This is a genomic window from Stenotrophomonas sp. YJH_SMC_57 (genome assembly GCF_059369755.1).
The window spans coordinates 26,033-51,221 of record NZ_JCAFSZ010000001.1; the positions used below are offsets into that span (position 1 = coordinate 26,033).

Genomic DNA, 25,189 nt, shown 5'->3' on the forward strand with positions numbered 1-25,189 from the left:
CACCTGTTGTTTCCGCGCGTCGCGCCAGGCCTGGTGCGACGCGCCCGTTTCCCATCGCAAGAGAAGTCGTACTGCATGTCCCGTTGGCGTCCCCCCGCAGAAAAGAGCACCGCGCTGATCACCGCCGCCGGCCACGCCCGGCTGAAGGCCGAACTGGACGAGCTATGGCGGGTGCGACGGCCGGAGGTGGTCAAGGCACTGGCGGCAGCCGCTGCGGAGGGCGACCGCTCGGAGAACGCCGAGTACACCTACCGCAAGAAGCAGCTGGGCGAGATCGACCGCCGCGTGCGCTACCTGACCAAGCGGCTGGAAGCGCTGCGCGTGGTCGACACCACGCCGACCGACCCACAGGCGGTGTTCTTCGGCGCCTGGGTGGAGCTGGAGAATGTCGACAGCGGCGACACCAGCCGCTATCGCATCGTCGGCCCGGACGAGACCGACGCCGGCCTGGGCTGGATCAGCATCGATTCGCCGCTGGCCAGGGCGCTGCTGAAGAAGCGGCTGGATGACGAGTTCTCGGTGGAGTTGCCCGGCGGGCAGTTCACCTTCGCGGTGATCGGCGTGGAGTACGCATCCCGGTAGAGTCGACTGTTAGTCGACTCTCGCGCGCAGCGCGGGATTTTCATGGATCCAGGCAGAGCAGTCGACTAACAGTCGACTCTACCGAAGCAGCGACAGCAGCAACGGCGGCGGGTACGCGCGACCTGCACGCAGCGGACGGAAGTAGTCGGTGTTGGCGTAGAAGACGGCATCCTGCCTTTCATGCCAGCCGGGGATACCCGCCAGCGGCAGCGGCCGCAGCTGCGCCGGATCGGTGATCGCCCCGCCCTCGCCGATGGCCGCGGCCACCGCTGCGACGCAGGCTTCATCATCGTCGTCACCCTGCACCACCACGCACTTGCCCACCAGCAATCGCCCCGGCAGCAGTGCCTGTTCCATCAGCGCATGCCCGAGTACCGCAGCAATGGCGATGTCACCGCTCTGCCAGCGCGTCGGCTCGAACAATGCAGGCCAGTCATGCCCATCCCATGCGCGCAGCAACGCGTGATCGCACACACGCACGATCACACCGGTTTCGTCGAACTGGGTCAGTGCTGCCTGCGCGCGGTTGCGCTGGCCCGGCGGCATCGCCTCGACATGCCGGCATTGCTGCGCGTTGAGTGCCTGCTTGAGCTGTGGATAGCGGGCCCACGCCAGTGCATTGAACAGGTCATGCCAGTTGTCGGCGCGGGTGGCGATGCGTCCCTGCGCGATGCGCACCTCGTAGTGCAGACCGTCGGCCAGCAGCGCAGCGTCCTGCTCGACCAGCTGTCGGCCAGGAAGCGCCAGCCGTGCATCAAGCGCAGCGATGGACGGCCATGCAGTGCCGTCCAGCAGATCACGGAAGTCCTGCAGCCCGCCAAACAACGGATGCCTGAATGCCTGCGGATCGACCGCCGCACGCGGCGGCGGCACGAAGCGCCGGGGGCCGCCGTTGTCACCGGCGGCGGCGGTCACAGCATCTTGAGATCGAACGCCGGGCGGGTGGCGGCCGCCAGCGCGTCACCGTACAGGTCGTGCTCGTCGCTCTCGGTGATCTCCACGTCGACGAATTCGCCCACGCGCAGCGGCACCTGGTCGGCGTTCTGGATGTGCACCAGACCATCGATCTCCGGCGCATCGGCCTTGGAGCGGGCCACGGCGATGTCGCCTTCGATGGCATCGACCAGGCACTGCTGCACCGTGCCGATCTTGGCTTCCAGGCGCGCGGCGGAAATCTGCGCCTGCTTCTCCATGAAGCGGGCCAGGCGCTCCTGCTTCACTTCCTCCGGCACGGCATCGGGCAGATCGTTGGCAGTGGCACCCTCGACCGGCGAGTAGGCGAATGCGCCCACGCGGTCCAGCTGCGCTTCGTCGAGGAACGACAGCAGCTCTTCGAATTCGGCCTCGGTCTCGCCCGGGAAGCCGACGATGAAGGTCGAACGCACGGTGATGTCCGGTGCGATGCGGCGCCAGTTCTGCACGCGCTCCAGGGTCTTCTCGACCGCGCCCGGACGCTTCATCAGGCGCAGGATGCGCGGGCTGGCGTGCTGGAACGGGATGTCCAGGTACGGCAGGATGCGGTTCTCGGCCATCAGCGGCACCACCTCGTCCACGTGCGGGTACGGGTAGACGTAGTGCATGCGCACCCACGCATCCAGCTCGGACAGGCCTTCGCACAGCGCCTTCAGGCGGGTCTGGTAGGCCTTGTCGCGCCACATCTTCTCGGCGTACTTCACGTCCACGCCGTAGGCCGAGGTGTCCTGCGACACCACCAGCAGTTCACGCACGCCACCACGCACCAGGCGCTCGGCTTCGCGCAGCACCTCGTCGACCGGGCGCGAGACCAGCTTGCCGCGCATCGACGGGATGATGCAGAAGCTGCACTTGTGGTTGCAGCCTTCGGAAATCTTCAGGTACGCATAGTGGCGCGGGGTCAGCTTGATGCCGTAGTCGGGCACCAGGTCCACGAACGGATCGTGCTTGGGTGGCAGTGCTTCGTGCACCGCTTCCATCACGCTCTGGTAGTCCTGCGGGCCGGACACCGCCAGCACGTTCGGGTACGCCTCGCGGATCTGTTCCGGGCGCTTGCCCAGGCAGCCGGTGACGATGACCTTGCCGTTCTGGTTCATCGCCTCGCCGATCGCATCCAGCGACTCGGTCACTGCCGAATCGATGAAGCCGCAGGTGTTGACCACCACCACGTCGGCCGAATCGTAGGACGGAACGATGTCGTAGCCCTCCGAGCGGAGCTGGGTGAGGATGCGCTCGGAATCGACGAGGGCCTTCGGGCAGCCAAGGCTGACGAAGCCGACTTTGGGGTTCAGCTGGGACATGGAATCGCGGGACTCTGGGGGCCTGGGCCCCTGCCGGCGTGGCAGGGGTTCCTGGGGGCCGGGGCCTGAAAGGGCGCCAGTATACCGGGGTTGGTGTGCCACCTCTGAACGACACGAGGGCTGATTCCCTGCCCGTTCGGCACCCTACCGCCTCAGCGTGTACCACGCGTCGTCCGGCGGTATGGAACGACGGTCACCATCGTCTTCTTCGCGGAAGGCTTCGGGCCTCAACAATTGCAGGAACTGTCGCCTTGCGGGCGGTATGCCATTCAAGCGCCATTGGCTCACGGAAGCGGAGCTCACCTCGCATAGGCGGGCCACGCTGCCGGTCCCTCCCAGGCGATCGATGACGGTAGAAGCACTAGGATTTTTCATAACCCGAAAATTAGACACATCTAATTTTCTGGTGAATAGCCACTCCTAATTAGTTAAGAATTAGTCTTTCCTAATGAGCACTCTTTCTGAACGTTTGGTCCGTGCACTCGGACATGCCCAGATCACCCAGGCCCATTTGGCTCGAGAGGTCGGCGTTTCCGCACCGAGCGTCCACAACTGGTTCAGTGGAAAGGCAAAATTTCTGCGTGGCGCGAACCTCTTGGCGGCGGCCAAGGTGCTGGGAGTCAGTGAATCCTGGCTTGCTACCGGTAACGGCACGATGCTGCCCACAGGCTCCATTGCGGATGGCAAGCCGGCGGTTGGCGAGATGGAACCGTCTCCGGGATACGTTCGTTTCAACGTCCTGGAAGCAGACACGGGTGCCACCTACGACACACCCGAGGTCATGAGAACGATTGAGGTTGCCGAATGGGAAGTGCGACGGAAGCTGGGCTTCCTGCCACCGCCTGGACGCATCCAGATCATCACCGGTCGCGGCCCCTCGATGCGGCCAAAATTGGAAGATGGCGACATCGTCTGGATCGATACCAGCTTCGATCACTTTGACGGTGACGATTACTACCTCATCACCCTTGGCGGCGAAACGCAGATCAAGATGCTGCAGAAGCGGGGCGATGGCCTCTACGTGGTGAGCGTGAATACAGACTTCCCGCCCTATCGCCCTGAGCCCGGCAAGGTCAGCATCCTTGGCAAGGCGCTGGTCCATGCGGGGTTTCGCAAGTTCTGAGTGTCATCGGAAGTCACTGCCGCATATGCCGCTTCCAGCATCGCGCTTGGCGACCTCGCTCTGAACGGCCAGCCGCCCGATCCCGCACAGCCGCTGACACGCCGCTAACCCGCGCAGCGCCGACAATGCAGTCCTGTTCCCTGCAACGAGGAAGATGACGATGGCCGAGTGGATCACCCTGGATACGCATCACGGCCCGGTACGGGCCTGGCAGGCCCTGCCGGAAGGCACCCCGCGTGGGGGGCTGGTGGTGGTGCAGGAAATCTTCGGCGCCAACCCGCACATCCGCAGCGTGGCCGAGCGCTTCGCCGCCGAGGGCTACGCGGTGCTGGCGCCGTCGTTCTTCGATCTGGTCGATGGTGTCGATGCCGACCCCGACGCCCTCCCCTACAGCCCCGAGGGCGTGAAGGACGGCCTGGAACGGGTCACTGCGCTGGGCATGGAGAAGGCGCTGGAAGTGGTCCGCGCCGCGGCAACCCGACTGGCCCCCTACGGCAAGGTCGGCACGGTCGGCTACTGCTGGGGCGGCACCGTGGCGATGTTGTCGGCAGTGCGCCTGGGCCTGCCCTCGGTCAGCTACTACGGCGCGCGCAACGTGCAGTTCCTGGATGAGACGCCCAAGGCCCCGGTGATCTTCCACTTCGGTGCCCAGGACAAGAGCATCCCGCCGGAGGCCGTCCAGGCCCACCGCGAGAAGCTGCCGCAGATGGCCACCTTCGTCTATCCGGCCGATCACGCCTTCAACCGCGAGGTCGGACATGCGTATGATCCAGACAGCGCCACCCTGGCGCTGCAACGCACCCTGGACTTCTTCTCGGAGCATCTTGGATGAGCGAATTCGAACTCGATTCACGCCTGGCCACCGATAGCGTGCTGGTGGCCGAAGGACCGTTGTCGCAAGTGCGGCTGATGAACGACGAACGATTCCCCTGGCTGGTGCTGGTACCGCGCCTGGCCGGGGTAACCGAGTGGATCGAGCTGGACGGCGAGCAGCAGGACAAGCTGCGCACCGAGCTCAACCGCGCCTGCAAGGCCCTGAAGGGCGCCGACGGCGTGGAGAAGATCAACATCGGCGCGCTGGGCAACATCGTGCGCCAGCTGCATTTCCACGTGATCGGCCGCCATGACGGCGATCCGGCCTGGCCGGGCCCGGTCTGGGGCAGCGGCCCGGCACACCGCTACGAGCCGCCGGCACTGGACCAGCATGTCGCCTACTGGAAGGACCGGCTAGGATATCCGGCCCACTCCTGAGCCTTCGCCGACCCGATGCGATTCAACCTCGTTGCCGCCATCCTGCTGATCCTGATCGGCCTGTTCATGCTTGCCAGCAACCTCGGCTGGACGCACCTGAACCTGTCCAAGCTGCTGCTGACGTGGTGGCCGGTGGCACTGGTCGGCGTCGGCATCGCCATGCTGTTCGGTCGCGGAAAATGACGAAGGCGGCGCATTGCGCCGCCTTCTTTCATGTAGAGCCGAGCATGGCTCGGCTCCACAAACGGCCCACCGTCATCAGGTCCGCGGCAGGGTCACGCCGGTCTGGCCCTGGTACTTGCCGCCACGATCCTTGTACGACGTTTCGCAGACGTCATCGGATGCCGCCTGGAAGAACAGCATCTGGGCCACGCCCTCGTTGGCGTAGATGCGCGCCGGCAACGGCGTGCTGTTGCTGAATTCCAGGGTCACGTGGCCTTCCCATTCCGGCTCCAGCGGGGTCACGTTGACGATGATGCCGCAGCGCGCGTAGGTGCTCTTGCCCAGGCAAACCACCAGGGTGTCGCGCGGGATGCGGAAGTACTCGACGGTCCTGGCCAGCGCGAAGCTGTTCGGCGGGATGATGCACTCGTCGCCGACGATATCCACGAAGCTGCCCGGGTCGAAGTGCTTGGGGTCAACAATCGTCGAGTTGATGTTGGTGAACACCTTGAACTCGCGCGAGCAGCGCACGTCGTAGCCATAGCTGGAGGTACCATAGCTGACGATGCGCTCGCCGTTGGCCTGCTTGACCTGCCCGGCCTCGAACGGCTCGATCATGCCGTGCTGCTCGGACATGCGGCGGATCCAACGGTCACTCTTGATGCTCATGCTTTGTCCTGGGAATGCGAGGGGGCGCGAGGATTCTAGCAGGGGCCCGGAGGTGGCCGGCGGCCCCTGCGCGGGCACTTACAGCAGCGAAGACAGGATCGGGATCGACGCGCGCGGGCGCTTGCCGACTTCCTCGACCAGGCGCTGCGCGGCATGGCGATAGGCCTGGGCCGGCACCGAATCGGGCTGGGCGACGGTGATCGGGGTACCGGCGTCGCCCTGCTCGCGGATGCCGATCTGCAGCGGCAGCGATCCCAGCAGCGGCACGCCGTACTGCGCGGCCATGCGCTCGCCACCGCCTTCGCCGAACAGGTGCTCGACGTGCCCGCAGTTGCTGCAGGTATGCACGGCCATGTTCTCGACGATGCCCAGCACCGGTACTTCGACCTTCTCGAACATCTTCAGCGCCTTCTTCGCATCCAGCGTGGCGATGTCCTGCGGCGTGGTGACGATCACCGCACCGGCCAGCGGGATCTTCTGGGTCAGGGTCAGCTGGATGTCACCGGTGCCCGGCGGCAGGTCGATCAGCAGGAAGTCCAGGTCATCCCACAGGGTGTCGTTGAACAGCTGGGTCATCGCCGAGGTGGCCATCGGGCCGCGCCAGATCATCGGCGTGTCCTCTTCGATCAGGTAGCCGATCGACATGGTATCCACGCCGAATGCGCGCAGCGGCTCGATGCTCTTGTTGTCGGGGCTTTCCGGGCGACCGGACAGGCCCAGCATGGCCGGTACGCTGGGACCGTAGATGTCCGCATCCAGCACGCCTACACGCGCACCCAGCTGCTGCAGCGCAACCGCCAGGTTGACCGCGGTCGTCGACTTGCCGACGCCGCCCTTGCCCGAACCAACCGCGATCACGTTGCGGATGCGGGCATGCGGCGTCAGTCCCTTCTGGACCTGGCTGGCATGGGGACGGCGGAGAGAACTGTTCACAACGGGCACCAGCGGAATCAGGGGGGATAACCCAACATCATACAAGCTGGACGTAGCCTGACTGAAATTCAGGATTGCTACAGATTCGTGCACAGATTGTTAAGTTCATGTTACGTTCCTGAAGCACTGTTTTGGGCTGCGGGGCTGGTCTCCAGCACGCACGATGGCGCATGCGCAGTGCCGATTTTGTTTCTGCTCTCTATTGGAACTACATGAAATACGTAAGCAACACCGCACGTCGCAACACGCTCGCCGTCGCCCTGATTTCCGCTCTGATGGCCGCCGCACCGGCAATGGCCCAGGACAAGGCGACCAACCTGGACAAGATCACCGTCACCGGTTCGCTGATCCCGCAGACCCAGGTTGAAACCCAGACCCCGGTGATGTCCATCACCGCCGAAGACATCCAGACCCGCGGCTTCAGCAGCGTTGCTGAAGTACTGCAGCAGTCGTCGCTGACCACCGGCGGCCTGCAGGGCGGCCAGACCTCGGGCTCGTTCACCCAGGGCGCCGAAGCAGCCGGCATGTTCGGCCTGAACCCGGGCTACACCAAGTACCTGATCAACGGCCGCCCGATGCTCTCGTATCCGGCGCTGTACAACGGCAGCGACACCTTCAACAACATCAGCGGCATTCCGATCGACATCGTCGAGCGCATCGAAGTGCTGCCGGGTGGCCAGTCCTCGCTGTACGGCTCGGACGCCATCGCCGGTGTGGTCAACATCATCCTGAAGGAGCGCATGGACGGCGGCACGATGACCGTCCGTGGCGGCACCTACACCGAAGGCGGCGGCAGCAACATCCGCTTCAGCGCAGCCAAGGGCTTCAACGCGTTCGACGACCGCTTCCACGCGCTGGTCAACGTGCAGATCGAAAACGGCAGCCCGATCTGGGGCTACCAGCGTGACATCACCAAGCAGAACAACCCGGTCGGCTACACCGCACAGGTGCCGTCGAACGACTTCGCCGTCATCACCAACGCAGACAACAAGCTGCTGATGATGGATCCGAGCCGCTGCGCCAACGTCGCAGGCCTGTACGACGGCACCACCGTTGTCGGCAAGCGCACTTCTGGCGAGTCCTGCGGTTCGGTGTACAGCGCCGGCTACAAGACCCTGAAGAACGGCAAGAACAGCGGCCAGTTCTACTCGTCGATGACCTTCGACGTGAACGACAACTTCCAGCTGTTCGCCGACGTGCTGTACAGCAAGGAAAAGACCGAGTTCACCTCCGGCTCCAGCGCCCTGTGGTGGGGCACCAAGTCGGTCATGGGTGGCTTCTATGACCAGGGCATCGGCAAGGTCGTCAACCTGCAGCGCGCCTTCGCACCGGAAGAAATCGGCCCGGGCCACTACAACAACATCCTGAACTCCGATGAGAGCCGCGCCTACCAGGTCACCCTGGGCGGCAAGGGCATGGTCGGCGACTGGGATTACAGCGCCAGCTTCACCCGCGGCGAATACCGCCTGGACCAGAACCGCTTCGTGCGCTTCAAGGACAAGATCGAGGACTTCTTCGGCCAGACCGTGCTGGGCCCGCGCCTGGGCACCTACACCGACCCGAAGGACCCGACTGCCACGTTCGGCATCTACAACCCGAACTATGCTGCGTTCTACTCGCCGATCACCCCGGACCAGTTCGCCAGCTTCACCGGCTACGGCACCCACCGCAGCAAGACCTGGCAGAACCTGGGTCGCGTGCAGGTGACCAACGGCTCGCTGTTCAGCCTGCCGGGCGGTGACGCCGGCCTGGCCGTCGTCCTGGAAGGTGGCAGCGAAGGTTGGGACTACTCGCCGGACCAGGCCTTCATCGATGGCAACGTGTGGGGCACCACCGCCGTCGCCGGTGCCGGTCACCGCAGCAACTACGCGGTCACCAGCGAACTGCGCATGCCGCTGTTCGAGAAGCTGACCGTCAGCGCCTCGGGCCGCTATGACGCGTTCAAGATCGCCGACAAGACCGTCGACAAGGCCACCTACAGCATCGGCCTGGAATTCCGTCCGATCGAAAGCCTGCTGCTGCGCGGCAAGTACGGCACCGCCTTCCGTGCACCGACCCTGTCCGATGCGTTCCAGGGCATGAGCGGCTCGTACTCGTCCGGCCAGAACGATTACTACCGTTGCAGCCAGCTGGGCTACGCGCTGCGTGACGAGGCCTGCTCGTTCTACAAGAACACCTCGGTGTACAGCGAAAAGTCCGGCAATCCGGACCTGAAGCCGATCACCGCCGACGTGTGGAGCGCAGGCGTGGTGTGGGCCCCGGTGAGCAACTTCTCGCTGTCGGCCGACTACTACAACTGGAAGATCAAGAACGAGGTCAAGACCCTGAGCACCGACCAGCTGCTGCTGGCCGAGTACCAGTGCCGCAACGGCCTGCCGAACAACACCTCGGCCAGCTGCCAGAACGTGACCGACTGGGTGTCCCGCGATGCCGGTGGCAACCTGACCCGCGTGTACACGCCGAAGCTGAACGTTGCCAGCCAGAACCTGGAAGCGGTGACCGTGGCGGCGAAGTACCAGCAGGATATCGGCCGCTTCGGCTCGCTGATGTTCTCCGGCAACTACACCAACATGCTCAAGCGTGAAGTGCAGCCGATGCCGGGCGCCGCCAAGCTCGACCTGCTGAGCGATCCGTACAACATGTGGTACTACGACAACTTCGCCAAGGTCCGTGGCGATCTGTCGGTGGCCTGGAACATCGCCAAGTTCACCACCACCGTGTACGCCAACTACGTCGGCAGCACCCCGAACTACCTGGCCTACACCGGCCGCAGCTACGGCTACGTCCACTCTTCCGGCGCCAAGGCGGGCAAGTGGGGTTCGTACACCACGTACAACCTGAGCATGAACTACCAGGCACAGGACGATCTGGTGCTGTCGCTGATGGTCAACAACGTGTTCAACAAGCTGCCGGAAGGCCAGCGCTACAACTACCCGGGTAACGAATCGACCCCGTTCAATGACGGCTTCTACAGCGTCTACGGCCGCCAGATCTCGGCCCAGGTCAAGTACAACTTCTGATCCCGTCGTTTTCCGGACTTCGTGTCTGGACCAGGCCCCGCTTCGGCGGGGCCTTTTTTTTGCCTGGGAAAACCGGTCAGAAAATGAAAGAGCGTCTCGATTGTTAATGACGACTCATTTTACGTTCATTCATTCCGCCAGATTTGGCAAAACAGGACAATATCCGCAAGTAGCTGTTTTCAAAGAACACCCCCACAAAACTGTGACCAAACCAATCAATTACGGTTACACCTCTGTGCATTCCAGATTAAGCCCATGTTAGGTTTCAGGCACACCGCGCCGCAGGCCTGCAGGAGCGGCCGGACAGAAACCGAGCCCCGGGAAGGGGAAACGCGCTCTTACGATCACACGGAGTAATCGCATGTCTCGCAGTCGCTTCTTGTTCCCACGCCATCCGCTCACCTGTGCCGTGCTCAGCGGCCTGTTCCTTGCCAGCGCCAGCACCGCCGCCCTCGCGCAGGACAGCAAGAGTGCAGCAACCAACCTCGACCGGGTCACCGTCACCGGTTCGCTGATCCCGCAGACCCAGATCGAAAACCAGACGCCGGTGCTGACCATCAGCGCCGAGGCGATCCAGGCGCGCGGCTTCTCCAGCGTTGCCGAAGTGCTGCAGCAGTCCTCGCTCACTACTGGCGGCCTGCAGGGCGGCCAGACCTCCGCATCGTTCACCCAGGGCGCCGAAGCCGCCGGGATGTTCGGCCTCAACCCGGGCTACACCAAGTACCTGATCAATGGCCGGCCGATGCTGTCCTACCCGGCGCTGTACAACGGCAGCGACGCGTTCAACAACATCAGCGGCATCCCGATCGATATCGTCGACCGCATCGAAGTCCTGCCGGGCGGCCAGTCCTCGCTGTATGGCTCGGACGCCATTGCGGGCGTGGTCAACATCATCCTGAAGGAGCGCATGGACGGCGGCACGCTGAATGTCCGTGGCGGCGCGTATTCGGACGGTGGCGGCGCCAGCTTCCGGGTGAGCGGGGCCAATGGCTTCAACAGCCGCGATGATCGCTTCCGCGCGCTGGTCAACGTGCAGTACGAGAAGACCAACCCGATCTGGGGCTACCAGCGCGACATCACCAAGCAGAACAATCCGCGCGGCTATACCCGCCAGCTGCCCTCGAACGACTTCCTGGTCTTCGATGCTGACACCGATGACTTCCTGATGATGGATCCGAGCAACTGCGCCAGCGTTGCCGGGCAGTTCGATGGCACCACCATCCTGGGCACGCGCCGGGCCGGCCAGTCCTGCGGCTCGGCGTTCGGTGCCGGCTACAAGACGATCAAGAACAGCAAGGAAAGCAGCCAGTTCTATTCGGCGCTGACCTACGATGTGAATGACAACCTGCAGCTGTTCGGCGATGTGCTCTACAGCTACGAGACCGTCAAGTACAACACCGGTTCCGGCTACAACTACTGGGGCACGGACATCAGCATGGGTCCGTTCTTCGATCAGTCCAGTGGCCGCTATCTCGGCCTGCAGCGCGTGTTCGCCCCCGAAGACATCGGCGGTGGCGGCTACCGCGACATCATGAATACCGACCGCAGCAAGTCCTACCAGGTCACGCTGGGCGCACGCGGTGCGATCGGCAGCAACTGGGACTACGAGGCCAGCATCACCCGCGGCGAGTACAAGCTGAACGAGCGTGGCTACGCGCGCTGGAACGACCCGATCAACAACTGGTTCGCCGACAACGTGCTGGGCCCGGTGCTGGGTGAGACCGACGACGGCTACAACATCTACAACCCGAACTGGGGTGCCTTCTATTCGAAGCTGCCGGAGGGCGCTTTCCAGAGCTTCACCGGTTTCACCACCAGCCGCAGCCGCACCTGGCAGACCCAGACCCGCGCCCAGCTCACCAACAGTTCGCTGTTCAAGCTGCCCGGCGGCGACGCCGGATTCGCCGCCGTGGTTGAAGGCGGCAGCGAAGGCTGGACCTACACCCCGGATGCGCGCCTGACCGACGGCACGGTGTTCGCCACCACCGCCGTGGCGGGCAACGGCCACCGCAGCAACTATGCGGTGACCGGCGAACTGCGCCTGCCCCTGCACGACATGCTGACGGTCACCGCCTCCGGTCGCTACGACAACTTCAAGATTGCCGGGCATACCGTCGACAAGCCGACCTACAGCATCGGCCTGGAGTTCCGTCCGTTTGAAAGCTTGCTGGTCCGCGGCAAGTACGGCACCGCGTTCCGCGCACCCTCCCTGCCCGACGCCTTCCAGGGCAAGAGCGGTTACTACGCCAATGGCTCCAAGGATTACTACCGCTGCGGCCAGCTCGGTTTCGATCCGTCCAACACGGTCGATTGCCGCTACGGCAGCGTGTCGGTGTTCGGCACGCAGTCGGGCAATCCGGAGCTGAAGCCGATCACTGCCGATGTATGGAACGCGGGCCTGGTCTGGGCGCCGATCAGCAATCTCTCGGTGTCGCTGGACTACTACAACTGGAAGATCAAGAACGAGGTCAACACCCTCAGTTCCGACCAGTTGCTGCTGGCCGAGTACTACTGCCGCAACGGCCTGTCCAACACCGCCGGTGCCTCCTGCGAGGATGTGGCCAACTGGGTCACCCGTGATGCCACCGGTGCGCTGGAGGAAATCTACACGCCGAAGCTGAACGTGGCACGGCAGAACCTGGAAGCGGTGACCGCCAGTTTCAAGTACGTGCAGGACATCGGCCGCTTCGGCTCGCTGCAGTTCTCCAGCAACTACACCAACATGCTCAAGCGTGAACTGCAGCCGCAGCTCAACGACCCGTTCCTGGACCTGCTGGGCAACCCGTATGCGATGTGGGTGTACGACTCCTATGCCAAGGTCCGGGCCGACGGCTCGGTGGGCTGGGCAATCGACAGGTTCACCACCACGCTGTACTTCAACTACATCGGCCGCACGCCCAACTACATGTCCTACGTGGGACGCGGCTACGACTACGTTGACCCGACCTCCGGCTACAAGGCCGGCAAGTGGGGCTCGTACACCACGTACAACCTGAGCGTGAACTACCGCGCGATGGACAACCTGACGTTCTCGCTGATGGTCAACAACCTGTTCAACAAGGTGCCGGACAACCAGCAGCACTCCTACGCGGGCAACATCGACGTGCCGTACAACAACGCCCTGTACAACGCCTACGGGCGCGCGATCTACGTGCAAGCGCAGTACGACTTCGGCGCGAAGTAACCTCGTCCGCCCGGTGGACGCCCCGCGCCGGCGGGGCGTCCGTGGCGCGAGGCGCCTGGCGGTACACCCCGGCCATTCACGCGGAGTTGACGGAATCGGGACACTCGTTCATCTTCAGGTCATCTTGATGGATCAACGCCAAGGACGTCCCGAAGATGAACCACTCCACTGCAACCCGCACCGCCCTGGTGGCCGCGCTGGCGCTCGCCGCCAGCCAGGCCATGGCATCGCCTGTCCCGCTGCCGGTCGAGGACTTTGCCAAGATCCCCTCGATCCAATCCGTCTCGATGAGTCCGGACGGCAAGCAGCTGGTCGCCATCATCGCCGCGCCCGGCAGCAACAATGGCGACACCGCGCTGGCCAACTGGAACCTGGAATCCCCTGGCAGCAGCCCGGTTGCGATCACGCCCTCGGGCGACCGGATGAAATTCATCGCCGCCAGTGCCCTCAAGGCCGGGCGCAGCCTGGTCATCGGCCGCCAGGAATTGACGGCCCAGCTGGCCGGTTGCGGCGAAGGCAACGCCGTGGGTTCGACCAAGACCTTCCTGACCAAGGCCTACCTGACTGACACGCACCAGGCCAAGTTCGACGAAGCCTTTGCCGACAGCTCGCGCAAGCTTGGCATCAGTGAGCAGACCCAGCGCTGCCTGGAGATCGCCGGCACGGCCTCGCTCGTGCACTCGCTGCCGCTGGACCCGGACAGGGTGATCATTTCGCAGATCAACCAGTCCACGCTGTCGTCGAACTATTACCTGTTCAATCTGCGCACGGGTGAAACCTCCCTGCTGTTCCGCGGCGATGCCCGCTCCTCGCCGGGCCTGTTCCACCCCCGCGACGGTGAACTGCTGACCCGTACCCAGATCGAGCCCGCCGGTTCGAACGAGTACGAACAACAGATCCTGGTGAAGAACAAGAGCAGCGGCCAGTTCGAGAAGCACGATGCGCTGACCACCCGCCTGAGCGACCGCTACACCATGGATGTGGTTGGCATCGACGACCAGACGGGCAAGTTGTATGTGCTTACCGACAAGTTCTCCGAACAGGTGCAGGCCCGCCTGTACGACCCGGCCAAGCGCGCGTTCGACAACGAACCGTTGGCGGCCCATCCGCAGTACCCGATCGGTGGCCTGATCCTGGGTACCAAGCCAAGCAACTTCAATCAGGTACTCGGCTTCTACGTTGACGGTCCGCGCCGCGAAGCGGTGTATGTGGACCCGCTGATGAAGGGCCTGTACGACGGCCTGAAGCAGGCTTATCCGGACGCCTACGTCGCCATCACCGGCTACAACGATGATCTGTCACGCGTGCTGTTCACCACCAACGCGGCCAACCAGCCCACGACCTACCGCCTGTTGAGCGACCGCAAGCAGGTCACGGCCCTGGGCAGCGAGCGCCCCTGGATCGACGGCAAGCAGATCGGTGAACAGCGCTGGATTACCTACACCGCGCGCGACGGCCGCTCGATTCCGGCGATCGTCGATCTTCCGGCCGGTTGGAAACAGGGCGACGCACCGCTTCCGGCGCTGGTGCATCCGCACGGCGGCCCCTGGGCGCGCGACTATACCGGCTGGGACGTCTCGGGCTGGGTGCCGTTCTTCACCTCGAGGGGCTACGCGGTGATCCGGCCGCAGTACCGTGGATCGACCGGCTTCGGCCGCGAGCATTGGCTCGCCGGTGACAAGCAGTGGGGACTGTCGATGCAGGATGACAACGACGATGCCGCGGCCTGGCTTGTGCAGCAGGGCATCGCCGCCAAGGATCGCCTGGCCATCTTCGGCTATTCGTACGGCGGCTTTGCAGCGGCCGCCGCCACCGTGCGTGCGCCCTCTCCGTTCCAATGCGCGATCGCAGGCGCGCCGGTCACCGACCTCGCGCGGCTGGGTGTCTCCTGGAGCGAGAACAGGCTGCAACGGATCCTGCAGGGACAGACCGTCAAGGGCATGGACCCGATGCAGAACACTGCCAAGGCCAACATTCCCCTGCTGACCTTCGTCGGCGACCGCGACGTACGCACGCCGTCCTTCCACGCCAGGAACTTCTACAACGCCGTCAAGGACAAGGTGCCGGCAAAGTTCGAGCTCATTCCTGACATGCCGCACAGCATGCCGTGGTACCCCAGCCACTATCGGGCAACGCTGCCGCTGATGGCCGACTTCCTTGCCAAGGACTGTGGCCCGGGCGGCCTCTGACCGGAGCTGACCTCCAGCGTCTGGTATCCGACAACCCCGCTGCCCAGGGCGGCGGGGTTTTTTCATGCCCGATTCCTGAATTCACCATTAGCAACAACAAGTTACGTCACGACATCATTCACGTTGCATTTATTTTACGCGGCACATACACTCCATTAACCGAAGCATAACAAGTGGGGATCCAACAGCATGACCATCGTCAACCGCCTCATTACGCCAAGCCGCCTGCCGCTCGCCCTGGCAGTGCTCGCCTGCCTCCAGGCAGCTCCGGTTCTGGCCCAGGACGCAGGCAATACGGAAGCGGCGGCGTCAAGCCCCTCGCGTGACAGCAAGAAGGCGACCGATCTTGACAAGGTCACGGTCACGGGTTCGCTGATCCGTCGCGCCGACTACGAGACCACCTCGCCGGTGTTCACCATCGACACCGAGCGCAACGCCGCCCAGGGCCAGGCGACGGTCAGCGAGTTCCTGCAGAAGTCCGCCATCGGCGCCGCAGAAACCCAGATCACCAACCAGTTCGGCGGCTACGTCGTCGACGGCGGCACCGGCGTCCAGACCTTCTCGCTGCGCGGCCTGGGTGCCAACCGCACCCTGATCCTGCTGGACGGCCAGCGACCGGGTCCCGCGGGTACCCGTGGCGCGGTCGGCGCGTTCGACCTCAACGTCCTGCCGGCAGCAATCCTGCAGCGCGCGGAAATCGTCAAGGACGGCTCTTCGTCCATCTACGGCTCCGATGCGGTGGCCGGCGTGGTCAACCTGATCACCAAGAAGCACTTCGATCGTCCGGAAATGACCTTCACCGGCCGCGTTCCCACCGAAGGCGGTGGCGAAGTGTTCTCTGCCTCGCTCGCCAATGGCTGGAACTTCGAGAAGGGCAGCATCGTCGCCGCCGTCGAGTGGTACAAGCAGAACGAGCTGACCCGCGGCGATCGCGACTTCTTCAAGTGCAGCCGTGACCTGATCACCGATGGCAACGGCAACAACATCGATCGCCAGGATCATTCGATCCTGCGGGGCACCGACCTCGCCGGCTGCCAGAACATGCTGATGAACGTGATCGATGTCGGCGCCGTCCGCTACGTGCCGAGCCCGGAGGGCACCACCGTCGGTCCGTTCCCGGGCTACCGCCCGCGTGCGAACAAGACCTACGCCAACAACCCGATTGCGTACTACGAAGAGCCGCAGAACTTCGCGCGCTGGGGTGAAGGCAACATCATCAACAAGCAGGAACGCAAGTCCGTCTACGTCGCCGCCGACTTCGGCTTCGACTCGTTCAACTGGAAGACTCAGTTCCTGTACAACAACCGCACCACGGACAACTTCCAGTGGCGCCAGTTCTTCCCGACGGTCTACATCCCGGGCACGACCACCAAGGCCCAGCCGGTGATGCCGTTCAAGTCGGCGTCGAGCGTTGAGGTCGATTACTTCTACATTGCCAACAAGCTGGATGGCCTGTTCAAGGGCACCGAGTCGTGGGGCTGGGAAGTCAACGCGAACTACAGCCGCTCCAGCGGCAAGTACTCGACCCTCGGCATCCGCAACTCGATCACCGGTGATCTCGGTCGTCCGGGTACCGGCACCACGCCGGCGGCCAACTACTTCGACCCGGGCTACCTGAGTGGTGCCAAGGTCGACGAACTGGTCGGCATCCTGGGCATCACTGCACGTGGCAAGACCACCTACGACCAGGCCACCGTCAACGCCATCTTCTCCGGCAACCTGTTCGAGCTGCCAGCCGGTCCGGTGGGCGCAGCCTTCGGCCTGGAGTATCGCTACTACAAGATCAACGACCAGCCGGGCGAGGGCTACAAGGACCTGTGGGGTTCGAGCACGGCCGATGTCACCAAGGGTGATGACAAGGTCAAGGAAGCCTTCCTCGAGCTCGACATTCCGCTGCTGAAGGGCATTACCGGCATCGAGTCGCTGAGCCTCAATGCCTCCGGTCGTGTTTTCCGCTATGACTCCACCGGCAGCACCGAAAGCGTCTGGAAGACCGGCCTGAACTGGCAGATCATCCCGTCGCTGCGCCTGCGCGGCACCATCGGTACCTCGTACCGCGCACCGGGCCTGTACGAGCTGTTCCTGGGCAACCAGACCGGCTTCCAGCCGCAGAGCGCCATCGACCCGTGCATCCGCTGGGGCGAGAGCAACAACACCAACATCCGCGCGAACTGCGGCGCCGCCGGCATTCCGGATGACTACGTCGGAGCGGGTTCAAGCGCAACGGTCTTCACCAGCGGCGGCGCCGGCAACCTGAAGCCGGAAACCTCCACCGCCAAGAGCGTTGGCCTGGTGTTCACTCCCTCGTTCACCGATCTGAGCATTGCGATCGACTACTTCGACTACAAGGTCAAGGGCCAGATCACCTCGCTGGGCGCGGATGACATCGTTTCGGGCTGCTACGGTTCCACGACCTTCCCGAACCGCTACTGCGATCTCATGAAGCGCAATCCCACCACCGGGACTGACGCCAACTCGATCACCGAGGTGTATGCCCAGTACCTGAACATCAACGAGCAGCGCACCCGCGGCTGGGACATGACCCTGAACTGGGAGCATGAATTCAGCTTCGGCAAGTTCTCGCTGGACAACCAGGTCACCTACACCGTCGAAGACGTTGCCAACCTGTTCGACAGTGCCGAGGCCAGCGGCCTGTCCTCGTCGGACCAGCTGGGCCTGATCGGCCGTCCGAAGATTGTCTCCAACCTGGGCCTGAGCCTGGAGCGTGGCGATTGGACCTACAACTGGCTGACCCAGTACGTGGGCAAGACGGAGAACAAGAACCTCAATCCGGTGTTCACCTACCAGGGTCGTCCGAACTCCTACCGCGACCTGGTCGCCGAATCCCGCATCTATCACACGGTTTCGGTGAGCTACAAGCAGGCCGACTGGGAAGTGCTTGCCGGCGTGGCAAACGTGTTCAACGCCACTCCGCCGCAGGTTTCCACCGGTGCGACCACCAGCCGCTACGGCAACGTTGCTCCGTTCGCAACGCAGTACGACTACTTCGGCCGCACCCCGTTCGTGCGCCTGAAGTACCGCTTCTGATCCCAGCCTGACCGCAGTACCCACAGACCCGGCTTTTGCCGGGTCTGTCTTTTCCGGGCCACGAACCCGGCCCCTTGCGCCCGGCCATGACCTTCGACACCCTTGCGGGGCAGGCCGGCGGCGTATCGTTCGGCCCACGGCCGTCCCTGCGGCCCTTCCCTGACTCACTCGGCCTGGAGGCCATTCAAGTGACCCGTACTCCCAAGATCGTGCTGCTGACCCTGGCCGTTTCGGCCGCGCTGGTCGGCTGCGGCAAGACTGAAGCCCCGGCCAAGGACGCCACCGCCTCCACGCCGGCTGCCGCCGAAGCTACCCAGTACACCCTGGACGAAAGCAAGCTGCCGGCCTACAACGCCTTCCAGCCCAGCGACCTGGATACCAGCAAGGACGCCTGTGGCGCCTTCGGCGACTACGTCAACAGCAAGTGGCTGGCCGCCAATGAAATCCCGGGCGACCGCACCAGCTGGGGCGCCTTCACCATCCTCGACGAGCGTTCGGTGGCAGTGCAGCACCAGCTGGCCGAGCAGGTCGCGCAGGTGAAGAACCCGAACCACATCGAGAAGATCGTCGGCGACCTGTGGGCCACCGGCATGGACGAAGCCAAGATCAACGCGCAGGGCATCGAGCCGCTGAAGGCCGACCTGACCGCGATCGACGGCCTGCAGGACAAGGCCGCCATCGCCAACTACCTGCGCACCAGCGCGGCCAAGGGCGACAACGTGCTGTTCGGCTTCGGCGCCGAAGCCGATTTCAAGAACTCTGCCGTGAACATGGCCTACGCCAGCCAGGGCGGCCTGGGCCTGCCGGACACCACCTATTACACCGATGCCAAGAACGCCGACAAGCTGAAGGCCTACCAGGCGCACGTCGCCAAGGTGCTGGAACTGTCCGGCGTCGCCGCGGCCGATGCGGCCAAGCAGGCCGAGGACGTGGTCAAGTTCGAAACCCGCCTGGCCAAGGCCTCCAAGTCGCGCGTCGAACTGTCGCGCAACGTCGAACTGTTCTACAACCCGGTCACCCTGGCCGACGCCGACAAGCTGACCCCGAACTTCAGTTGGACCGAGTTCTTCAAGTCGCAGGGCGTGGCCGCGCCGGAGAAGTTCTCGCTGGCCATGCCGGCCTTCCATGAGGAAGTGAGCAAGGCGCTGGGCGACACCGATCCGTCGGTGTGGCGCGCCTACCTGCGCTTCCACACCGTGGACAGCGCCTCGCCGTACCTGGCCGACGCCTTCGTGCAGGAGAACTACGAGTTCTACGGCAAGACCCTCAACGGCCAGAAGGAACAGAAGCCGCGCTGGAAGCGCGTGCTGGGCACCATCGAGAACGATGCCGGCGAAGCCTTCGGCCAGCTGTATGTGAAGGTCGCCTTCTCGCCGGAAGCCAAGGCGAAGATGGAAGAACTGGTGAAGAACCTGGCTGCGTCGCTGAAGGAACGCATCCAGGGCCTGAGCTGGATGAGCGAGGAAACCAAGGCCAAGGCCATCGCCAAGTGGGAAACCTTCACCCCGAAGATCGGCTACCCGGACAAGTGGCGTGACTGGGCGGGCCTGCAGACCCAGCGCGACAGCTACCTGGGCAACGTGCGCGCAGCCAGCGAGTTCAACTACAAGTTCAACCTGTCCAAGATCGGCAAGCCGGTCGACAAGACCGAGTGGGGCATGACCCCGCAGACGGTGAACGCCTATTACAACCCGCTGCAGAACGAGATCGTGTTCCCGGCCGCCATCCTGCAGCCGCCGTTCTTCGATCCGAAGGCCGACGACGCGCTGAACTACGGCGGCATCGGTGCGGTGATCGGCCATGAAATGACCCATGGTTACGACGACCAGGGCGCGCGCTTCGGGCCGACCGGCAACATGGAAGACTGGTGGACCCCGGCCGACAAGAAGAACTTCGAAGGCCTGACCGGCAAGCTGGTCAAGCAGTTCGACCAGTACAAGGTCGACGGCCAGGCCGTGAACGGCCACCTGACCCTGGGCGAGAACATCGCCGACCTGGGTGGCCTGGCCACCGCCTACGACGCCCTGCAGAAGGCCACCGCCGGCAAGGAAGATCCGAAGGTCGACGGCTTCACCCGCGACCAGCGCTTCTTCTTCAACTGGGCCACCGTGTGGCGCACCAAGTACACCCCGGAAAACGCCAAGGTCCGCCTGGCCACCGACCCGCATGCCCCGGCGCAGTTCCGCGCCATGGGTGCGCCGTCGAACCTGCCGACCTTCGCCGCTGCGTTCCAGTGCAAGGCCGGTTCGCCGATGGCCCGCGCTGGCGAGCAGCAGGTGGTGATCTGGTAAGCCACGGCTGACGCTGCGGCAGACCTGCAAAGGCCCGGGATTTCCCGGGCCTTTGTTTTTGGCGGCGCCCTGCGAACGCAGCGTGATGCGTGCATGCCGCGTCGATGCGCGGCTTGCTATAGTGCGCGCGCCCTCAATCCATCACGGATTCGTTCCACATGCCCAACTTCCGTCCGCTTGCCATCGCCCTGGGCATCAGCCTGGCGACCCTGGTCCCGACCCACGACGCGTTCGCCGCCGCCAAGAAGAAGGCCGCACGCGCGCCGGCTGTCAGTGCCCAGTGCAGCGACTTCTACGACGCCACCAACGCAGGCTGGCTGAAGGCCAACCCCGTACCGCAGACCGGTGCCACCACCGCACTGGGACAGCTGGTCGATCGCAGCCGCCAGCAGCAGCGCGAGCTGCTCGACGCCGCAATGAAGTCGCCGCAGGGCAACGTGCAGAAGCTGCTGGGTGACTTCTGGGCCAGCGGCCTGGACGAAGCCGCCGTGGAAGCCGACGGTTCCAATCCGATCGCCCCGCTGCTGACCCGCATCAACGCCATCAAGAAGGCCAAGGACGTGCCGGCGTCGATTGCCGCGCTGCACCAGGTTGGCATTCCGGTGGCCTTCAACTTCGGCCCCGACGTGGACCTGAAGGCGCTGGATCGCCACATCGGCTACTTCATGCAGGGCGGCATGGGCCTGCCGGACCCGGCGTTCTATACCCGCGCCGACGCCGACACCGTGGCGCTGATGGGTCGCTACCGCGCCTACGTCAAGCAGATCCTGGCGCTGACCGGCACCCCGGCCGCCAAGCTGGATGCCGAATCGCAGTCGGTGATCGCGCTGGAAACCGAGCTGGCACGCAATGCGCAGTCGCTGGCCGGCATCAACAACCCGTTCAACAACTACGCGCCGATCTCCACCAAGGAGCTCAACAGCCGCTACCGCAACCTGCAGCTGGATGCCTTCCTGAAGGCACAGGGCGTGGATGACGACCTGGTCTCACTGGCCGACCCGGGCCTGTTCAAGCAGCTCGACGGCATGGTCACCAAGCTCAAGCCGGACCAGTGGAAGGCCTACCTGCGCTGGCGCGTGGGTGACTCGATGGCGCCGTACCTGTCCAAGGCTTACCGCGATGCCGAGTTCGAATTCCGCGGCCGCGTGCTGCGTGGCGAAACCCTGCCGCCGCAGCGCTGGGAAGACGTGCTGGACGCGATCAACGTGGCCGCCGGCCCGATGGTCGGCCGCGAGTACGCCGCGCGTTACCTGTCGGCCGAAGACCGTCGCCAGGCGGCGTGGATCGTCGACAAGGTCCGCGAAGTGCAGATCGAGGCGGTCAAGAACAGCAGCTGGATGAGCGCCGAAGCCAAGACCGAAGCGCAGGCCAAGCTGGCCGCGCTGAAGATCGAGATCGGCACCCCGCTGCGCGACCTGGACTACAGCGTGCAGCCGATGGGCCGTGGCTCGTTCGGCGGCAACATGCTGATCGCTTCGACCTGGCGCCATCGCGAGGAAATGAAGCGCATCGGCAAGGGCAACGCCGACCGTCGCTGGGACGTGCTGCCGCAGCAGCCGTCGCTGGCCTACGACCTGGCGCAGAACCGCCTGATCGTTACCGCCGCGATCCTGCAGGGCCCGGTGTTCAACGCCAAGGCTGACGCCGCCGACAAGTTCGGCAGCTTCGGTGGCCTGGTCGGCCACGAGCTGACCCGTGCGATCGATGCCAAGGGTGCGCTGGTCGACGCCAAGGGCGAGCTGCGCAGCTGGTGGACCCCGGCCGACAAGACCGCCTGGACCCTGCTCGGCAACCGCGTGGCCGCGCAGTACAGCGCCTACGATTTCCCGGGCGTGAAGGGGGCCAAGGTCAACGGCACGCTCACCCAGGAAGAGAACCTGGCCGACATCGCCGGCCTGGAACTGGCCTGGGCCGCGTACACCGCACAGGAGCCGAAGGCCAAGCAGGCACAGCAGCAGGGCTTCTTCCGCGCCTGGTCGGCACTGTGGGCACAGCAGCTGTCGCCGAACGAAGCCGTGCGCCGCCTGACCGCCGACATCCGCGCGCCGGGCCTGTGGCGCAGCAACGGCACGCTGGCCAACCTGCCGGCCTTCGGTGCCACCTTCAGCTGCAAGGCCGGCCAGCCGATGCAGCGCAGCGAGGCCGAGCAGATCAAGGTCTGGCGCTGAGCCTGCTGATGAACCGGTAACACAGGGGGCGCCTTCGGGCGCCCTTTTTTTTGCGGGTGCAGCACGATCCGGGGTTAACACCGGGCATGCTATCGCTGCTGCCTCGTCCATCGTGGAGCCCTGACATGGCACGCAAGAACACGATCTGTGTCTGGTATGACAACGGCGCGCTCGAGGCCGCCACCTTCTACGCCAGCATCCTGCCCGACAGCGCGGTGACCGCCGTGCATCACGCGCCCGGTGACTATCCCGACGGCAAGGAAGGCAATGTGCTTACCGTCGAATTCACCGTCTGTGGCATTCCCTGCGTCGGCCTCAACGGCGGCACCGCGTTCAAGCACAGCGAAGCCTTCTCCTTCCAGATCCAGACCGAAGACCAGGCCGAGACCGATCGCCTGTGGAACGCGATCGTCGGCAACGGCGGCCAGGAGAGCCAATGCGGCTGGTGCAAGGACCGCTGGGGCATCTCCTGGCAGATCAGCCCGCGCATGCTGATCGAAGCGGTGACCAGCCAGGACAAGGCACTGGCCAAGCGCGCCTTCACCGCCATGATGCCAATGAAGAAGATCGACATCGCTACCATCGAAGCAGCAATCAAAGAAGGGGACGGAGGGGATTAAGTCGTTTCCCCCACTGCCTGCGCTGCAATGCGAATTGCGACTTAATCCCCTCCGTCCCCTTTTTCCGAGGTGCTGATGACCTGGGATGCGATCCTCATCGGTGGTGGCCACAACGGCCTGGTCTGCGCGGCCTATCTGGCACGCGCCGGAAAGAAGGTGCTGGTTCTGGAGCGCCGCGGGATTCTCGGCGGCGCAGCGGTCACCGAAGAATTCCATCCCGGCTTCCGCAACTCGGTCGCGTCGTACACGGTGTCATTGCTGCAACCAAAGGTGATCGACGACCTGCAACTGCATGCGCATGGGCTGCGCATCGTCGCGCGTCCGGCCAACAACTTCCTGCCGCTGCCGGATGGCCGCTATCTGTTGTCGGCACCGGGCCGCACCCAGGGCGAGGTCGCGAAGTTCTCCGAGCGGGATGCGCAGCGCCTGCCCCAATATGAGGCACGCCTGGAGATCTTCGCCGACGTGCTTCGCGCGTGGGCCCTGCGCGCACCGCCGGATATTGGCGTTGCAGGTGGTTGGCGTGCCCTGCCCGCCCTGTGGCAGATGGGCCGTCTCGGGCGCGAACTGTCGACGCTGGATCCCTCGCTGCGGCAGGAACTGCTGGACCTGTTCACGCTGTCGGCGGCGGAGTATCTGGATCGCTGGTTCGAGAGCGAGCCGATCAAGGCGCTGTTCGGTTTCGATGGCATCGTCGGCAACTACGCCAGCCCGTATACCCCGGGCAGTGCCTACGTGCTGTTGCACCACGTGTTCGGCCAGTGCAACGGCGTAAAGGGCGCTTGGGGACACGCGGTGGGTGGCATGGGTGCGATCAGCCAGGCCATCGCCGCCTCGGCGCGCGCGGCCGGTGCGGAACTGCGCGTGCAGGCCGGCGTGCAGCGCATTCTGATCGAGCAGGGCCGCGCGGTGGGCGTGGCACTGACCAACGGCGAAACGCTGCACGCCCGTGCGGTGATCGCCAACGTCAACCCGAAACTGCTCTACGAACACCTGCTGGAGCCGGCACACGTACCGGCAGCCACGCGCGAACGCATGGCGAACTGGCGCTGCGGTTCCGGCACGTTCCGGATGAACGTGGCGCTGTCGCGGCTGCCGGAGTTCCGCGCCCTGCCCGGCCCCGGCGATCACCTCAGCGCCGGCATCATCATGGCGCCCAGCCTGGACTACATGGACCGCGCCTGGCTCGACGCGCGCCGCGAAGGCTGGTCGCGCGAACCGATCGTGGAGATGCTGATCCCCAGCACACTGGACGATTCGCTGGCACCGCCCGGGCAGCATGTAGCCAGCCTGTTCTGCCAGCACGTGGCACCGGTGCTACCTGACGGCCGCCACTGGGATGATCATCGGGACACCGTGGCCGACCTGATGATCGCCACCGTCGAACGCTATGCGCCCGGCTTCGCCGACAGTGTGCTCGGTCGGCAGGTGCTGTCCCCGCTCGATCTGGAACGCACCTTCGGCCTGGTCGGCGGCGACATTTTCCACGGCGCACTGAGTGCCAACCAGTTGTTCTCGGCGCGGCCGATGGTCGGCCAGGCCGGCTATCGCGGCGCCCTGCCCGGCCTGTACCTGTGCGGTTCCGGTACCCATCCCGGCGGTGGCGTTACCGGTGCACCGGGGCACAATGCCGCGCAGGTGGTGTTGCAGGATGGGTAGATGCCAACCTTGGTTGG

At 64.5% G+C, this 25,189-nt stretch carries 17 protein-coding genes; 13 read left to right on the forward strand and 4 right to left on the reverse strand.

From position 1 onward, the window contains the following. The first annotated feature begins 75 nt into the window (after positions 1–75). Positions 76–582 (forward strand): transcription elongation factor GreB, encoded by a 507-nt coding sequence (gene greB, locus AC5P7U_RS00125; protein ID WP_053509388.1) that lies wholly within the window; start codon positions 76–78, stop codon positions 580–582. Positions 583–660: 78 nt separating this feature from the next. On the opposite strand, the gene AC5P7U_RS00130 is transcribed toward greB, so the two are convergent. Both AC5P7U_RS00130 and rimO read right to left on the reverse strand, forming a co-directional pair. Next, positions 661–1,497: a DUF3025 domain-containing protein gene (locus AC5P7U_RS00130; RefSeq protein WP_197563923.1), complete on the reverse strand. Its 837-nt coding sequence runs from the start codon at positions 1,495–1,497 to the stop codon at positions 661–663. Further along, positions 1,494–2,855 carry a 30S ribosomal protein S12 methylthiotransferase RimO gene (rimO, locus tag AC5P7U_RS00135; RefSeq protein WP_006459296.1) on the reverse strand — a complete coding sequence of 454 codons (1,362 nt, stop codon included), beginning with the start codon at positions 2,853–2,855 and terminating at the stop codon, positions 1,494–1,496. The genes AC5P7U_RS00130 and rimO overlap by 4 nt, the downstream gene beginning before the upstream one ends. 448 nt (positions 2,856–3,303) lie before the next feature. Between rimO and AC5P7U_RS00140 the strand changes: the two genes are divergently transcribed. From AC5P7U_RS00140 to AC5P7U_RS00155, 4 genes are all read left to right on the forward strand, one after another. Further along, on the forward strand, positions 3,304–3,978 hold the full coding sequence (locus AC5P7U_RS00140) for a S24 family peptidase (RefSeq protein WP_006459298.1): 675 nt from the start codon (positions 3,304–3,306) through the stop codon (positions 3,976–3,978). Between the two features lie 160 nt (positions 3,979–4,138). Further along, positions 4,139–4,810 carry a dienelactone hydrolase family protein gene (locus AC5P7U_RS00145; RefSeq protein WP_006459299.1) on the forward strand — a complete coding sequence of 224 codons (672 nt, stop codon included), beginning with the start codon at positions 4,139–4,141 and terminating at the stop codon, positions 4,808–4,810. Further along, positions 4,807–5,229 (forward strand): HIT domain-containing protein, encoded by a 423-nt coding sequence (locus AC5P7U_RS00150; protein WP_495220711.1) that lies wholly within the window; start codon positions 4,807–4,809, stop codon positions 5,227–5,229. The genes AC5P7U_RS00145 and AC5P7U_RS00150 overlap by 4 nt, the downstream gene beginning before the upstream one ends. A gap of 15 nt (positions 5,230–5,244) precedes the next feature. Then, positions 5,245–5,412 (forward strand): LiaI-LiaF-like domain-containing protein, encoded by a 168-nt coding sequence (locus AC5P7U_RS00155; protein WP_005410498.1) that lies wholly within the window; start codon positions 5,245–5,247, stop codon positions 5,410–5,412. Positions 5,413–5,487: 75 nt separating this feature from the next. Here AC5P7U_RS00155 and dcd read toward each other — a convergent pair whose 3' ends face one another. Then, positions 5,488–6,060, reverse strand: a complete 573-nt coding sequence (gene dcd, locus AC5P7U_RS00160) for a dCTP deaminase (protein WP_495220712.1) — start codon at positions 6,058–6,060, stop codon at positions 5,488–5,490. Positions 6,061–6,138: 78 nt separating this feature from the next. Next, complete coding sequence (gene apbC, locus AC5P7U_RS00165; protein WP_006459367.1) at positions 6,139–6,993, reverse strand: iron-sulfur cluster carrier protein ApbC; 855 nt, start codon at positions 6,991–6,993, stop codon at positions 6,139–6,141. A gap of 212 nt (positions 6,994–7,205) precedes the next feature. On the opposite strand from apbC, the gene AC5P7U_RS00170 reads away from it, so the two are divergent. The 8 genes from AC5P7U_RS00170 to AC5P7U_RS00205 all read left to right on the forward strand — a co-directional run bounded on the left by AC5P7U_RS00170 (position 7,206) and on the right by AC5P7U_RS00205 (position 25,172). After that, the gene (locus tag AC5P7U_RS00170; RefSeq protein ID WP_049457781.1) at positions 7,206–10,013 is read left to right on the forward strand and encodes a TonB-dependent receptor plug domain-containing protein; all 2,808 of its coding nucleotides are present in this window, start codon (positions 7,206–7,208) and stop codon (positions 10,011–10,013) included. 361 nt (positions 10,014–10,374) lie between these two features. After that, positions 10,375–13,197, forward strand: a complete 2,823-nt coding sequence (locus tag AC5P7U_RS00175) for a TonB-dependent receptor domain-containing protein (RefSeq protein WP_006459395.1) — start codon at positions 10,375–10,377, stop codon at positions 13,195–13,197. A gap of 155 nt (positions 13,198–13,352) precedes the next feature. Then, on the forward strand, positions 13,353–15,386 hold the full coding sequence (locus AC5P7U_RS00180) for an alpha/beta hydrolase family protein (protein WP_197563924.1): 2,034 nt from the start codon (positions 13,353–13,355) through the stop codon (positions 15,384–15,386). 189 nt (positions 15,387–15,575) lie between these two features. Continuing rightward, entirely contained in the window at positions 15,576–18,434 is a 2,859-nt protein-coding gene (locus tag AC5P7U_RS00185; protein WP_006459527.1) for a TonB-dependent receptor plug domain-containing protein, read from the forward strand. Positions 18,435–18,622: 188 nt separating this feature from the next. Continuing rightward, on the forward strand, positions 18,623–20,725 hold the full coding sequence (locus AC5P7U_RS00190; protein WP_197563925.1) for a M13-type metalloendopeptidase: 2,103 nt from the start codon (positions 18,623–18,625) through the stop codon (positions 20,723–20,725). 158 nt (positions 20,726–20,883) lie between these two features. Beyond that, positions 20,884–22,893, forward strand: coding sequence for a M13 family metallopeptidase (locus AC5P7U_RS00195; protein WP_006459659.1), 2,010 nt, complete (start codon positions 20,884–20,886; stop codon positions 22,891–22,893). Between the two features lie 125 nt (positions 22,894–23,018). Continuing rightward, positions 23,019–23,513, forward strand: a complete 495-nt coding sequence (locus tag AC5P7U_RS00200; RefSeq protein ID WP_197563926.1) for a VOC family protein — start codon at positions 23,019–23,021, stop codon at positions 23,511–23,513. A 75-nt stretch (positions 23,514–23,588) separates the two neighbouring features. Beyond that, a complete protein-coding gene (locus AC5P7U_RS00205) occupies positions 23,589–25,172 on the forward strand; it encodes an FAD-dependent oxidoreductase (RefSeq protein ID WP_197563927.1) in 1,584 nt (527 codons plus the stop codon). The last annotated feature ends 17 nt before the right edge of the window (positions 25,173–25,189 follow it).